The sequence below is a fragment of the Adhaeribacter sp. genome (assembly GCF_057359045.1).
This window is the reverse complement of sequence record NZ_JBMQUD010000081.1, coordinates 60,409-73,481: the sequence shown is the minus strand read 5'-3', so window position 1 is coordinate 73,481 and position 13,073 is coordinate 60,409. Positions and strand designations below refer to the sequence as shown.

Here is a 13,073-nt window from a genome sequence, read left to right as displayed (position 1 = left end):
CCGCAATAATATAATGAGCCAGAAGTAGAATTAAGATAAAAAACGCCTTTACTGTTAAAATTGCTGAGGTTTAAATAAAATAGTAGTATTTGTTCCCTACTAAATATTTATAAGCAATAACAGCTAAATAGATGATGCATTTTAAAAGAAAAGATAAATTCTTAAAAAAGATAACGAAACGAATGTTTTTAGGTTTTTTTTATTAATTTTGTTCAGTACACATAAAGTTTAAAAAAATACGATATGAAACACCTAGGGCTGGATTTTCGGACTTTAAATGAAAAAGGTGCATTCCATACCGCGAAGGAAATATCGCAGCAACCGGAAATTTGGCTAAGCGTTTGGGAGATGATTTATAAAAACCGGTCAGAAATTAACAAGTTTCTGGATCAGGTATTACCAAAAACAAAGCGGATTATACTGGCAGGCGCCGGTACAAGTGCATTCATCGGGCGTTCATTAACTGGCGTGTTTCAGCGAAATACTAAAATTATAACAGAAGCCATTTCGACTACAGACCTTGTGTCTGCTCCGAAAGATTACCTGGACCCGGATACGCCTACCCTAATGATTTCTTTTGCCCGGTCGGGAAACAGCCCTGAAAGTATAGCTGCGGTTGTCCTGGCTGATGCACTTTGCCACACTTGCTTTCACTTGATTATTACCTGCAATAGCGATGGTGAGCTTGCCGGATATGGTATGGCTGATGAAGATCGCAGATTCGTGTTTGTATTACCCAAGGAAGCAAATGACAAGAGTCTTGCCATGACCAGTAGTTACACCGGCATGTTACTGGCAGGTATTCTTATTTCGCAAATGCAAAATATTGAGGCCAACAGGGCTACGGTAGATATATTAAGGAGTTACGGCAGCAAAATTATCAGCGATTACTGCGAGGATTTCCGCATGATCGCGGAAAAAGATTTTAAGCGCGTTGTTTTTCTTGGATCCGGACCGTTATTGGGTACGGCCACTGAATCGCACCTGAAGGTCCAGGAACTTACCGACGGCAGGGTTATCTGTAAGGATGATTCCTTTCTCGGCTTCCGACATGGCCCAAAGGCGGTTGTAGATGATACAACCTTGGTAGTCTATATTTTTTCAACCGACAGCTATGTGTTAAAATATGAAATGGACATGGTTGTTTCTATGAAAAAAGGAAACCGGCCACTACTGGAAGTTGGAATTATGGAAAAGCAGGTCCCAGAGCTTAACCTGGATTATTCTTTCTGTTATTCGGAAGATAACCTGAGCTTGCCGCAGGAATTTCTGCCGGTATGCAGCGTGCTTCCCGCGCAAATACTCGCATTTTTTAAATCCGTCCAATTAGGCCTTCGGCCAGACTCACCTTCCGAAACCGGTGCTATTTCCCGTATCGTAGAAGAGTTCCCTATTTATGAACTGACGGATAATCATGTCTGATCCGGATGACGATACTGATTATCAACCATAGTAGACTGATTCGAAGGGCGAATTATCAGTGCGTTCTCTAAAGTACAGAAAGCCAGAAAAATGACCGGTCTTGAAACTCCTGGTAAAAATAGCCAATACATTTTTGTTATCGAAAGTGATTATACGCTGCACATTTCAATACGGCTTTATAACATTTTTTCGCGGAGCCGGATTCCTGTACTGGATTTTCAGACCAGCCGATTAAACGGTGGTGAAGGGCAGCGGGTGTTAGTTATCGTTGAAGAAACAAAAGAAACGGTGTTAAAATTACGTAATCAGCTTTGCCGGCAAGTGGAGGTAATAACGGTAAATCTTTTTGAATCCGTTTCAGAATAAATTTCTGCACAAAAAAGCCTTGTCATTATTATTTTCTATTACTATTCGTGCATACGTTTAGCGGTCACCTGGTCTCTTGCAAGAGGTTTGGGTAAGCTTTACGGAATAGAATGGCGTATGTACCAAGTCTTAAATAAAATATTAAGTAACACAATACTATCTGACACTATTTATTTAAGGTATTAAAAAACAATATTTTAATAGCTTATTACTTAAAACTGATTACTTAATTAATTTAAATTGTATGATAGGAAAGTGCCGCACTTGCATTGTTTTTTTTCTATTATGGAGTGGGTTATTGCAGGCGCAAACACTGCTAACCCATAAGGAACCTAGGGAAATGGCCGCCCTCACACCTCATACACCAGCAAGTATTAGTAGTGTTGCTTTTACAGATCCACGCGGCGATGTAAAAATATCCAACCTGCGGCCGCGTCTGTTCGTGCGGGCTGATGAAGACCAGATCGGCAACGGACTTACGGTGTCGGCATTGCGATCAAGGAGCCAGGACCCGGCGTATCAGAACTGGATTAATTATACCGGCGGAATAAACGGTTGGGAAAGCTTGCCGGCAATGGCCATGCAATATTTACTGAAAGGAGATAGAAAAATTGCACAATCGGTAGGTGAATATATTGCCAATACGCCTTACAATTTTGGGGAGCATACATCTGCTGCCGCCATGGTTTATAATAGCGCCATTGCGTTTGACTGGGTAAGGAAGGCACTGCCGAATGATCTGGCATTAAAGATCTGCGCCCGTTTAGCCGAAGGTGCCGAACATCTTAAGGGTGGCGTAATGTCTCCTTCCATCAACCACAACTATACCACAGTATCCTTGCACGGGGTAGCAATGGCGGCTATGGCCATTTATGGCGAGAACGACACCTACAACCAAAAGGCCGCCGGGTACCTTAACATGGTAAACCGTTTGCTATTGGATGAACACATGTTGTTTGAAACTTTAAAAGCCAAACAGGGAACCTGGGGAGAGGGCAATCATTATACGCCGTTTGTGGTACTTTATCCGCTGCTTATGACCCTAAATGGGCTTACCACCGCTACCAACCAAGATTACTTTGGCATAATAAGAGAGAAATACGACGATTTCCTCGTGCCAATGTCCAAATTTACGATTGCCAACTTCCGGCCGGATCTTACAATCGAACGGATTGGCGACGTAACCACGCGCGTTGTCCCGCACAAAACCTTTATGCGCCCGTTTATAGATTTAATGGCCCTGAAAATCAACGACCCAACGCTACAGGGACAAATACATTCATTTTCTAAACAGTTGTCGGCTTATTATGGGCCGGACCTGGTAGCCGAGCCGTACCGTTGGATGATGTTGGTAAATTACAATGCAAAAATTCCCTCCCAGCCGTCTTACACCACCCTGCCGACTGCCATGCGCCTGGGAGAAAATACCTATGAGCATATTATGTTCCGTAGCGACTGGAGTGAAAACGGCACTTTAATTACCTTTATAAGTGGTGATCATTACACCGACCACCAGCATTTCGATAAGGGCCATTTTCTGATCTATAAAAATGGCGGCTTGATTGTAGATGGCGGTGGTTATTCCAGAATGTATAGTAGCAGTTGGTCAAATTACTCTATCCGGACACTGGCTCATAACAATGTGTTGGTTTATGATCCGGCGGAGATTCCAGGCAAGGAGGTAAATAAAACAGAAATTCATCTGGACGGTGGGCAGCGTTTAATCAGGGGAGCGCAACCCCTGAAAAGCTGGAAAGAATTTAAAGAGAAGGCTGATGATCTCGGGCTGCATGCAGCGAGCGTACTCGCGTTTGATGCCGATAAGGGCTCGAATCGGTATAATTATGTAAAAAGCAACCTGACAAATGCCTATGGCGATAAAGTAGGGTGGATGGACCGGCAATTGCTTTACCTGCCACAAGCTGATTTTCTGGTGGTGAAAGACCGCGTGATCACGGCCCGGCCGCTGGATAAATATTGGTTATTACACTTTGAAGAGCGCCCTACCATAGACGGGAAAATACCCGAAACCGGTGTAAAGGATTACCGAGGTGCCTCCGTGGTTCATTCACAACGTACCGGAACGTTACCACTGGAAGGCCGGGTAGTGCCTTACTCCGGCAGTTTATTTATTAAAACCCTTTTGCCCGCCAAAAGAAGCATTTCTATTATAGGCGGGCCGGGCTACGAATATTATAACCGCTTTTCAAAAAAGAACTTCCCACCCGAAAAACCTTTTCTGGAGAATCGTGAGTCGGGTAAGTGGCGCATGGAAGTAAGCCCGGAAAAGCCCGGTACGGCTACTTCGTTTTTGCATGCTTTTCAGATTTCAGAATCAGGTAAAAAAGAGATGGTTGCCACAGAATACGTGCGGGACCAGGCTGGTAAGCTGGAAGGTGCATTTTTTCAATCAGCGCAAAATCCTTATCTGGTAATGTTTAGCAGTAGCCTCGATGCCAAAGGCCATGCGCATCAAAAAGCAGCTTTTCCGCTAAAGTATAAGCTAAAGGCTATGGCGCCGGTAAACCATGTAATAACTGAACTAGCCCCAGATAAAAAAGTAAAAGTCATTGTAAACAACAAAACCATCGGCACGTTCCAAACTTCCCAGGCGGGTGTTTTATTTTTTAAAGATGAAGGCAACGGAGTAAGAAGGATCCAGATATTGGCAGAGTAAAAAGGTAAGGTTTATAATATTTTTAAGAAAATAGCCCATTGCACTGCCTAACTAAAGTAAAATTTAAAATATTCCTACCTTGGGTTACCAATAGCTATAGTTGCTAATCACCGCTTCAGCTAACTGCTTTTACGGCCATAATGCATTACTTTTTTGTTATAACCTCCTTATGTGGGCCCAGGTTCAGGTAATTAAATATTTTCTTTAACCGTGCCTTCACTTCTGCCAACTCCTTTAGGTGCTTTACATCGGCTATTCCCTGTCCGCCATACGCCTATAGAAAATAGCTCGGCTTACTTCTAATTGCCGGCAAATATATTTTGTTTGCCACTCATCCATATTCATTCTCATTAAACACCTTCACCATCCGGTTCTCAATAATCCTACCCTTCTTTTATTGCCATTTTAGATGTACGCTTTTTGCTTTATTTAAAGCAGTTCCGATTTTAGGGGTACTTACAAAAAGCATAACTACCTCGCCTAACGGTTAGTATATACAAAACGGTTGGCACCAATTATAAAGTTTGCTTAAAAAAACCACAACAATAAAATATTCACTTAAACATCATATAGGAAATATTAAAATGGTAGAGAATAAAGCAATTTTAGAAAAAGCGAATGCAGCTATTACAGAAGGTAACTATGAGGGCTTTCTGTCTTTCTGCACCGACGATACCGAATGGACATTTGTAGGCGATAAGACTTTAAAGGGAAAAGAAGCCGTTCGGCAGTGGATGGCAACGGCTTACCTGGAGCCGCCAAAATTCATGGTCGAAAATTTAATTGCCGGCGGTGATTTTGTTACAGCGCTTGGTAAAATCAGATTGCCAGACGAAGACGGCCAACTTACCAATTACACCTACTGCGACGTTTGGCGGTTTCGCGACGGGAAAATGGCCGAACTAAAGGCTTTTGTTATTAAAACAGAGTAGCGCCAATCAGGAATAAATACTGGTTACCGGTGTCTTATCAGAACCAGAGCAGTTAAATATTTCCATTTTAAAGCCATCTGAGAAAACGCTCAGCTATTTGCGTAAACTAATATCTTTCAATGCCAGGCAGGTTGGTTGCCGATGCGGCTAAATTGCGGGTTGTACGCCAGAGACTAATTTATTACTTTTCCTAGCCGGTAATTAGCCGACTAAAAAAGTAAGTAAGACTGCCGACCGCGGCTCATTAAAATATTCCCTTTTATTTAAGGCTCATTTTGTTGAATATTTATAAATAGCAGCCTCCGGACCAAAGCTTTTAGTATTTTTATGATTATACACCTGATTGCAGGACCCCGCAATATTTCTACGGCCCTGATGTATTCATTTGCCCAACGGGCTGATACGGTAGCTTTAGACGAGCCTTTCTATGCTTTTTATTTACAACACACGGGTTTGCAACACCCAGGCCGTAACGAGGTTCTGGAAAGTATGTCGCAAGAACCAACCCAAATATTTAAACTGATCCAGGAAAGTGAAAAGCAGAAAGGCCACGTATTTGTAAAAAATATGGGGCACCATTTGCAGGGCTTTGATTATAGCCAGATAAAAAATTTCACAAATATTTTCCTGATTCGCGACCCGCAGCAAATGCTGGCCTCTTACGCCAAGGTGCGGGAGTTTCCGACACTGGACGATATAGGTTTAAAATTTCAGGCTGAGTTGTACGATTGGTTAGAAGCCGCAGGACAAACCCCGGTAGTAATAGACGGCAATAGTGTGCGAAAAAACCCAGAGGTAGTTTTGCAAAAATTGTGTAGCGCCATTAATTTACCTTTTGCACCGGAAATGCTATCGTGGCCAGCGGGCCCTAAAACCGAAGACGGGGTGTGGGCACCTTACTGGTATCACAATGTGCACCAATCAACTAGTTTTATGCCGCCCGACGCAGAAGCCACGCCGTTGCCGGAGGCACTTACATCGGTTTATAGAGAGGCTTTACCGTATTACCTAAAATTAAAAGAGAAGATAATTAGCTAATAAAAAATGCAGCAAAAATATAACCCCGCCAATGCCGATATTAAAGTTTGGGTAAATGGCTTATGTTCCCGGCAAGAAGCCAAAGTTTCGGTTTTTGATAGTGTGGTACAAGGCGGCGATGCCGTTTGGGAGGGCATAAGAATTTACGATGGTTACGCATTTATGCTGGAGCAGCACATTGACCGGCTACACTATTCGGCGCACGCCTTAGCTTTTAACCAGGTTCCCAGCGCCGAAAACATAAAACAAGCAATCTTTGCTACGCTCGAAGCCAATAACATGCGCGATAATGCCCATATCCGGCTTACGCTCACCCGCGGCGAAAAAGTAACCTCGGGCATGGACCCACGCCTGAACCAAACCGGTTGCACTTTAATTGTACTGGCCGAGCACAAACCACCCGTTTACGACAACGCCCACGGCATCCGGCTTATTACCAGTGCCATTCGGCGCAACAATCCGCAGTTTCTGGATTCGAAAATTCACCATAACAATTTACTTAATAATATTCTGGCCAAAATAGAAGCCAATGTGGCCGGAGCCGACGATGCCGTTATGCTGGACATGTTGGGTTTTGTAGCTGAAACCAATGCCACAAATTTGTTTATGGTTAAAAACGGCAAATTATTTACGCCCTTACCCGACGCCTGTTTACCCGGTATTACCCGTAAACTGGTGCTGGAAATGGCCGAAGAACTACAAATACCGGCTACCGAAAAAAATTTATCTTTAACGGAGTTCTACAACGCCGACGAGGTTTTTACCACCGGCACCATGGGCGAACTTACCCCCGTGCACGAAATAGACGGCCGCCAGATAATTAACCGTACCGGTTCGGCCATCCTGGACCTGCTACAAGAGCACTTCGTTACTAAAATACCAGTTTACGGTGTAAAGCTGCCATTTTAAAGGTAATTGTTGATTGCTGATTATTGTTTGTCTTTGGGATTGGACGAATGTTAACGATTAGCGTTAAACCAGAACAATAATCGCCATTCAGAATGAACAGGATTTAAGATATCAGCTAGCATCCTTTAGAAACTAAACTACTGCCATTCATAATCGCAAGCTACAGGCAAATACAGCAGTTAGTAAGGTGAATACCTTCTGGAAGATGCTCTTGTAAGATTCCGGTGCTTTAGCATTGCGAGGTACGAGCAAAGGAAGATTAGACCGTCTGAACCCACCGACGGGGCCCGCGGCCGGGAGCAAACTTAGGTTTGTAAAATTAGTTAGCACCACTGCATTTAAAGATGAAATCTTTCAGAAGATATTCTACCTATCCGCTGAATAAAGCATTCTTTACAACTGCAACTTTCTTAATTTATCAGCTTTATAAGCCGTAACTCCCACCACCAACAAAGTCATACAACCGCCAAATATTACCGAAGGCACTACCCCCATTAGCCGTGCAGCCGTACCCGACTCAAAAGCGCCAATCTCGTTAGAAGAACCCACAAAAATATTATTTACCGCCGACACGCGGCCTTTCATGTGCTCGGGCGTAAGGGTTTGCATCAGGGTTTGCCGGATAATGACACTAATGCTATCGAAAGCGCCGCTCAATCCCAGCAGTAACAACGAAAACCATAAACTCCGCGATAAGCCAAATAAAATGATACATAAACCAAAACCCGCTACGCACAGCAACATGCGTTTGCCGGCATCTTTCCGGATGGGCTTATGCGTAAGATAAACCGCCATTAATATAGAGCCAACCGCCGGGGCTGCCCGCAAAAAACCTAAGCCCTGCGGACCAGTACGCAAGATATCGGAAGCAAAAACCGGCAACAAAGCCACTGCTCCCCCAAATAGCACGGCAAATAAATCGAGCGAAATGGCACTTAAAATTATTTGGTTACCAAATACAAACCGCAAACCCGACAATAAGCTTTCTTTAATGGGCAGCCGCTTTTCGGATGCTGGTAAAGGCTTGGCGCTGATGAGAAAAAAGAAAATAGTGGCTAAAAACAGTAATAGCACATCAACGGTATAAGAGGCCGTAATGCCGTAAAATCCGTAAAGCAAACCGCCTATGGCGGGCCCAGCCATAGATGCCCCCTGCGACGTAGTAGTAGACCAGGTAACCGCATTACCATACAACTGCTTGTTGTTTACAATTTGCGGCATAAAAGAAAAAACAGCCGGATTGTTAAATCCGCGCGCAATACCGGTAAAAAAGATAACCAGGTAAATAGGCCAAATACCAAAAGTAACGAATAAATTATGGCCAACCGGTAAGGTAAAAAAAAGCAAAGCCACGGCACAGATTAGCAAGGCTGCCACGCAAGTAATTATTATCTTTTTCCGGCTATTGTTATCGGCTACGTGGCCGGCATACAACGCCACTACTATAGCCGGAATGGCTTCGGCCAAACCAATTAAACCCAACGAAAGCGGATCTTTGGTAATGCTGTAGATCTGCCAGCCTACTACTACGCCTTGTATTTGTAGAGCTAGCGATAAGCATAACCGGGCAGATATGAATAACCGGAATTCAGCATTTTTTAGAACGGCATACGGATCGTTGCGGTCCGGCACAGGTGCAGGTGTCATGTAATTCTTTTAAAGCCCCTTTAATTACGGCAAAGCCCAGGTTCAGTTAAATACCCAATCTAAAGATTATTCATTTTTGCTGAGTTTTTCCCGTGGCAGGAGTAGTTCTGGCCATATCCGGAACATGGTAAAAAGCCAAAAACAGAAATAAAATAAGGGCTTTGGGCGGAGCAGAATAAATGGCCAAAGAAACTTTTAAGACGTCTTACTATTTTGTAGATTTACACAAAATTAAGCAATATGGTTGAGGTGTTAGAGAATATTAGTGTTACATACAGGCTCGACCTAAATATATTGTTTTGCCGCTTTATACAACCCGGTACCTCAGAGCAACTTAAAGCGGGTTACGAATATGCTTTTACCGTAGCCCAACAGCAACTAGCATCGTTTTGGTTGTTTGATTTACGCCGGCGGGGCCCCGCTCGCTCCGAAGACGAAAAGTGGATTCTGGAGGATTTTTTCCCCCGGATAGAAGCTCTGCTAAAAAAACAAATTTACGTAGCTTACCTGGTTTCTCCTACCCATTATATTAAAGTGCGCGATACCTTGGGCATTGCATACCTCGAAAATTTTTCACCGGCCACCCACATTAAAATTCTGGATTCGGAAGATAAAGCTTTACAATGGCTGGCTTCTAAACAAAACCCTAAGCAGTAGCTAGCCTCCTATGCTCCAGTTATAACTAAAACACTTCATTAAAAAGAAATATTCTCCTGCTTAAAATAAAACAGCTTATAAATAAAAAGTGGGTTTCCTGTTGAGCGGAAAACCACTTTTATTTGGTAGGATAATAAGCAATACTCACCATATAAAACTACTGTACTACCTACTGAACCGCTAGATTAGTCAATACTGATTTAGAAGTGCAAGCCTATCCAATCAAATATCTTGATTAAAGGCTTTACAAGCAGATTTGGGGGTATATTTTCCCAGAACTGGAAAGGGTTTTAAGGCCAGGAAATTAAGGAGTGGGGCATACTGGATTCGAACCAGTGACCTCTACCCTGTCAAGGTAGCGCTCTAAACCAACTGAGCTAATGCCCCCGCTGGTACAAAGATACAAGTTTACCCCCAATATTAAAATAAACCAGCCTGGTATAGCCTTAGTCAGCTTATATACGCAACCCGCCAAGTAATTGGTATTGAAACATTATACCTTACCACTAGTATATAGCAACACCAGGCTAAAGTAAATATTGGCTTGTTCGCGTTCCCGATTTAATGTTATTACTATGAAAAAGATTTTAGTACCCCTGCTTTTTATTTTTTTAAGTTTTGCGGCCAATGCCCAGCGTCGCATTACTACTACTGCTCCCATTAACCACAACCTGGAGGGTAGCACCGCTCCCGAAAATGCCGGCTTTGGTATTAAAGGCGGCCTTAATTTTGCCGATGTCAGGAGTGTAGATTCGGGCATGGATTTAAAAAACAAAACCAGCTACCACGTTGGCGCTTTTGCCCAGTTTAGCATTACCGATTGGTTCTCGCTGCAACCCGAAATTTTATATTCCCGCAAAGGTTACGATTCTACCAATGTTGCCCGCAAACTAGATTATTTTGATGTACCCCTCTTGTTGGTATTTAACCCGCTCGATAATGTTAGTTTTCATGTGGGGCCACAAGCCTCTTTGCTCATGACCGTAAAAGAAGGCGATACGGAAATAAACAAAGAATTTTCTTACCAAAGCTTAGATTATGGTTTAGTGGGCGGCGTAGAAGCCCGGATATCTTACTTCCGGCTAGGTGCCCGGTACAGTTTAGGCCTTCGGGAAATTTACCAGGATACTTACCGGCAAGTAGCTAATAATATTAACCGCGACATTAAAAACGGCACCTTTCAGGTTTATGTAGGGATTGGTACCCGTTAAAAGTAGCTGCCGTTTACATTAAAAAGAAAGCGGGGAAATAAATTTATTTCCCCGCTTTCTTTTTAATGTAAACGGCAGCTATTCTGATTGCGTTTTTAGTTGTTTGGTTATTTGTTTAATCCGTTCCTGGAAACCTTCCGGGTCGTACATAATCTCGTCGTTGTCTATTAGTTCCAGCGTATTCATAATATCATCGGGGTGCTCGGTTGGCTTACCGGTTTCTAAACTTACGTATCGCATAGTTGTCCAGAGCAGCGATTTAAGTTTGGTTTTATCTTTATTGAGCATCGTGCCTTCAATTACAATAGTAGTATTATCGAAGTGAACAAGCTTGGTCTGGATATAAATAGTGGCTCCCAGGTTAGCCGGCCTTAAGTACGCAATCTGATGGTTGGTTACCAACCAGTTGGCTTGGTGCTGGCGGGCCAGCTCCATTAAATTTAAATTATAATATTTATAGGTGTGCTCTTCGCGGGCATTCAGGAAATAATCGAGAAAGCGGGCATTATTTAAGTGCCCAAACGGATCACAATCCTGGAAACGAACAAACAATTTACTTTCCGGCGCTTTTACCAATGGTCTGGCGGGGTCTTGGTTTAACATATAGCAGGCATATTTTTAGGATAAGGAAAAGCTGCGCTTACTTCTAAAATAGCTATACCGGGTTATCCGGGGTTTGGTTAAGCCGGTCTTTACTATTTTTTTCTTTAGCAGCTAAGGCTTCTTTGGTGCCGGCTAACCGGGCTTCCACCTCGTATTTATTTTGGTAATAACCGTTCCGGACAGATTCTAACAAATACAACCACAAAAAGCGCAGATACCCGTGTTCTTTAAATTGCCGGATGTGGCAAAGTTCGTGGGCAACCCAAGAAGTATTCTGCAAAAACTCTTCTTTTTTAACCCCGCTTAAGTGAATTGTTTTGCCCAATACCATGGCTACGTTCGAAGATTTTAAAACCCAACGGGCCACGCGGGCAAACGGCGATTTTTCTACAATTCTGTATTCCATGAAATATTCATACGAAAAAAAATAAAAAATTTTGCTTCGGCTTTTTATTGCACCCGCAAAATCCATTTTGTTTTATTATTAATCTCTAATGGTTCAGTAATTTACGAAACATCAAGATAAAAAAGTTCTCTTCTGTAAACTGTAACTACCTTAAGTATCAGGTAAGTGGCCGATTATATTTAATATCATAAATTTTTGATATTAAAATTATTTTTTATTTTAGGGCCACCTTAATTCGTTTGTTAACTTAACCCGGGAAAAGTATAAAAATATCACTTTTAAAGGATAGCAAAAAAAATATTTTAAAATTGCAACCTTTTTTATTTGGTACTTTAACAAGCACTTACTAATTTAGGACTACAAAAAAGCCAAAAAAGCTTTTAGATATAGTTAAAAAATATTATTTCGAACTTAAAATCTATCTAACAAACAGCTATTATAGCTTATTTTTTGTGGTAGTCCTAAACCCAAAATAAGCTTAAAGCTCTAAAGACACCTTATGAAGAATAGTATTTTATGCAGTTTATCCGCCGTATCACTTGTGTTATCCTTCTTCTTCGAAAAAACACCTACTCCCGTTTCCAACCCTACTCCGGCGCCTACTACCAACGTTTATACCGCTTCTCTCCTGCCCGGAGCAACTTCGCCCAACTACTACCCAATAGACAAAAATCCTGATGTTCCGTCTTTTAAAGATTCTTTGTTTTACAACTATTATTCGCAAACCCTGGGCGTAAAATTAGAATACAACGAAAATAAAGAGTTAATAGAAACAGTTACCGACTGGATTGGCACACCTTACCGCAGCGGCTCCAGTTCTAAAAAGGGTACTGATTGCTCGGGCTTTGTTACCAAGGTTTATAAAGAAGTTTATGGCGTAGATTTAAGCCGTAGCTCCCGATCTATGTTTCAGGATGTAAAACGCATTCAAAAATCCGAAGTAAAAGAAGGTGACTTAGTATTTTTCCGGCGGGGTCCGGGCCAGCCCATTTACCACGTAGGTATTTACTTAAAAAATAATAAATTTGTGCACTCTGCCTCCAGCGGGGGAGTACGCATTAGTTCTTTGAAAGAGCAATACTACCAGCGTAATTATTATGCCGCTGGCCGGGTAATGTAAAAAATATTTGCTTAAATTCTGAAAGCCTGCTGACCTCATCAGCGGGCTTTTCTTTTATGCCGGCATTTGATATCCGTACATACGG

General features: G+C 42.4%; 12 protein-coding genes and 1 tRNA gene. 9 read left to right on the top strand and 4 right to left on the bottom strand.

Annotation, left to right across the window (positions count from 1 at the left end; genetic code table 11):
• The first annotated feature begins 243 nt into the window (after nt 1-243).
• The 6 genes from ACO1R6_RS13050 to ACO1R6_RS13025 all read left to right on the top strand — a co-directional run bounded on the left by ACO1R6_RS13050 (nt 244) and on the right by ACO1R6_RS13025 (nt 7,344).
• Nucleotides 244-1,422 (top strand): SIS domain-containing protein, encoded by a 1,179-nt coding sequence (locus tag ACO1R6_RS13050; protein ID WP_486265302.1) that lies wholly within the window; start codon nt 244-246, stop codon nt 1,420-1,422.
• 90 nt (nt 1,423-1,512) lie between these two features.
• Nucleotides 1,513-1,788, top strand: a complete 276-nt coding sequence (locus tag ACO1R6_RS13045; protein WP_486265301.1) for a hypothetical protein — start codon at nt 1,513-1,515, stop codon at nt 1,786-1,788.
• A gap of 340 nt (nt 1,789-2,128) precedes the next feature.
• On the top strand, nt 2,129-4,465 hold the full coding sequence (locus ACO1R6_RS13040; protein WP_486265300.1) for a heparinase II/III domain-containing protein: 2,337 nt from the start codon (nt 2,129-2,131) through the stop codon (nt 4,463-4,465).
• A gap of 584 nt (nt 4,466-5,049) precedes the next feature.
• A complete protein-coding gene (locus ACO1R6_RS13035; protein ID WP_486265299.1) occupies nt 5,050-5,397 on the top strand; it encodes a nuclear transport factor 2 family protein in 348 nt (115 codons plus the stop codon).
• A 327-nt stretch (nt 5,398-5,724) separates the two neighbouring features.
• Nucleotides 5,725-6,435, top strand: coding sequence for a sulfotransferase-like domain-containing protein (locus tag ACO1R6_RS13030; RefSeq protein WP_486265298.1), 711 nt, complete (start codon nt 5,725-5,727; stop codon nt 6,433-6,435).
• A 6-nt stretch (nt 6,436-6,441) separates the two neighbouring features.
• Nucleotides 6,442-7,344 carry an aminotransferase class IV gene (locus ACO1R6_RS13025; RefSeq protein ID WP_486265297.1) on the top strand — a complete coding sequence of 301 codons (903 nt, stop codon included), beginning with the start codon at nt 6,442-6,444 and terminating at the stop codon, nt 7,342-7,344.
• A gap of 393 nt (nt 7,345-7,737) precedes the next feature.
• Here the strand turns inward: ACO1R6_RS13025 and ACO1R6_RS13020 are convergent, their stop codons facing one another.
• Nucleotides 7,738-8,991, bottom strand: coding sequence for an MFS transporter (locus ACO1R6_RS13020; RefSeq protein WP_486265296.1), 1,254 nt, complete (start codon nt 8,989-8,991; stop codon nt 7,738-7,740).
• A 240-nt stretch (nt 8,992-9,231) separates the two neighbouring features.
• Here ACO1R6_RS13020 and ACO1R6_RS13015 point away from each other — a divergent pair, with 240 nt between their 5' ends.
• Complete coding sequence (locus tag ACO1R6_RS13015; protein WP_486265295.1) at nt 9,232-9,648, top strand: hypothetical protein; 417 nt, start codon at nt 9,232-9,234, stop codon at nt 9,646-9,648.
• Between the two features lie 312 nt (nt 9,649-9,960).
• Here ACO1R6_RS13015 and ACO1R6_RS13010 read toward each other — a convergent pair.
• Nucleotides 9,961-10,035: transfer RNA gene (locus ACO1R6_RS13010), tRNA-Val, on the bottom strand.
• A gap of 188 nt (nt 10,036-10,223) precedes the next feature.
• Between ACO1R6_RS13010 and ACO1R6_RS13005 the strand changes: the two genes are divergently transcribed.
• On the top strand, nt 10,224-10,859 hold the full coding sequence (locus ACO1R6_RS13005; protein ID WP_486265294.1) for a porin family protein: 636 nt from the start codon (nt 10,224-10,226) through the stop codon (nt 10,857-10,859).
• Nucleotides 10,860-10,937: 78 nt separating this feature from the next.
• Here the strand turns inward: ACO1R6_RS13005 and ACO1R6_RS13000 are convergent, their stop codons facing one another.
• Together ACO1R6_RS13000 and ACO1R6_RS12995 are read right to left on the bottom strand one after the other, a co-directional pair.
• Nucleotides 10,938-11,462 carry an acyl-CoA thioesterase gene (locus tag ACO1R6_RS13000; protein WP_486265293.1) on the bottom strand — a complete coding sequence of 175 codons (525 nt, stop codon included), beginning with the start codon at nt 11,460-11,462 and terminating at the stop codon, nt 10,938-10,940.
• A 52-nt stretch (nt 11,463-11,514) separates the two neighbouring features.
• Nucleotides 11,515-11,868, bottom strand: coding sequence for a hypothetical protein (locus tag ACO1R6_RS12995; protein ID WP_486265292.1), 354 nt, complete (start codon nt 11,866-11,868; stop codon nt 11,515-11,517).
• A gap of 499 nt (nt 11,869-12,367) precedes the next feature.
• Between ACO1R6_RS12995 and ACO1R6_RS12990 the strand changes: the two genes are divergently transcribed.
• Nucleotides 12,368-12,988 (top strand): C40 family peptidase, encoded by a 621-nt coding sequence (locus ACO1R6_RS12990; RefSeq protein WP_486265291.1) that lies wholly within the window; start codon nt 12,368-12,370, stop codon nt 12,986-12,988.
• Nucleotides 12,989-13,073 lie beyond the last annotated feature (85 nt).

Bases quoted from the DNA above. Each gene is read 5' to 3' on its own strand.
- ACO1R6_RS13030 (WP_486265298.1), top strand. From the start codon at position 5,725: ATGATTATACACCTGATTGCAGGACCCCGCAATATTTCTACGGCCCTG.
- ACO1R6_RS12995 (WP_486265292.1), bottom strand. From the start codon at position 11,868: ATGGAATACAGAATTGTAGAAAAATCGCCGTTTGCCCGCGTGGCCCGT.
- ACO1R6_RS13020 (WP_486265296.1), bottom strand. From the start codon at position 8,991: ATGACACCTGCACCTGTGCCGGACCGCAACGATCCGTATGCCGTTCTA.
- ACO1R6_RS13025 (WP_486265297.1), top strand. From the start codon at position 6,442: ATGCAGCAAAAATATAACCCCGCCAATGCCGATATTAAAGTTTGGGTA.
- ACO1R6_RS13015 (WP_486265295.1), top strand. From the start codon at position 9,232: ATGGTTGAGGTGTTAGAGAATATTAGTGTTACATACAGGCTCGACCTA.
- ACO1R6_RS13005 (WP_486265294.1), top strand. From the start codon at position 10,224: ATGAAAAAGATTTTAGTACCCCTGCTTTTTATTTTTTTAAGTTTTGCG.
- ACO1R6_RS13035 (WP_486265299.1), top strand. From the start codon at position 5,050: ATGGTAGAGAATAAAGCAATTTTAGAAAAAGCGAATGCAGCTATTACA.
- ACO1R6_RS12990 (WP_486265291.1), top strand. From the start codon at position 12,368: ATGAAGAATAGTATTTTATGCAGTTTATCCGCCGTATCACTTGTGTTA.
- ACO1R6_RS13040 (WP_486265300.1), top strand. From the start codon at position 2,129: ATGGCCGCCCTCACACCTCATACACCAGCAAGTATTAGTAGTGTTGCT.
- ACO1R6_RS13000 (WP_486265293.1), bottom strand. From the start codon at position 11,462: ATGTTAAACCAAGACCCCGCCAGACCATTGGTAAAAGCGCCGGAAAGT.
- ACO1R6_RS13050 (WP_486265302.1), top strand. From the start codon at position 244: ATGAAACACCTAGGGCTGGATTTTCGGACTTTAAATGAAAAAGGTGCA.
- ACO1R6_RS13045 (WP_486265301.1), top strand. From the start codon at position 1,513: ATGACCGGTCTTGAAACTCCTGGTAAAAATAGCCAATACATTTTTGTT.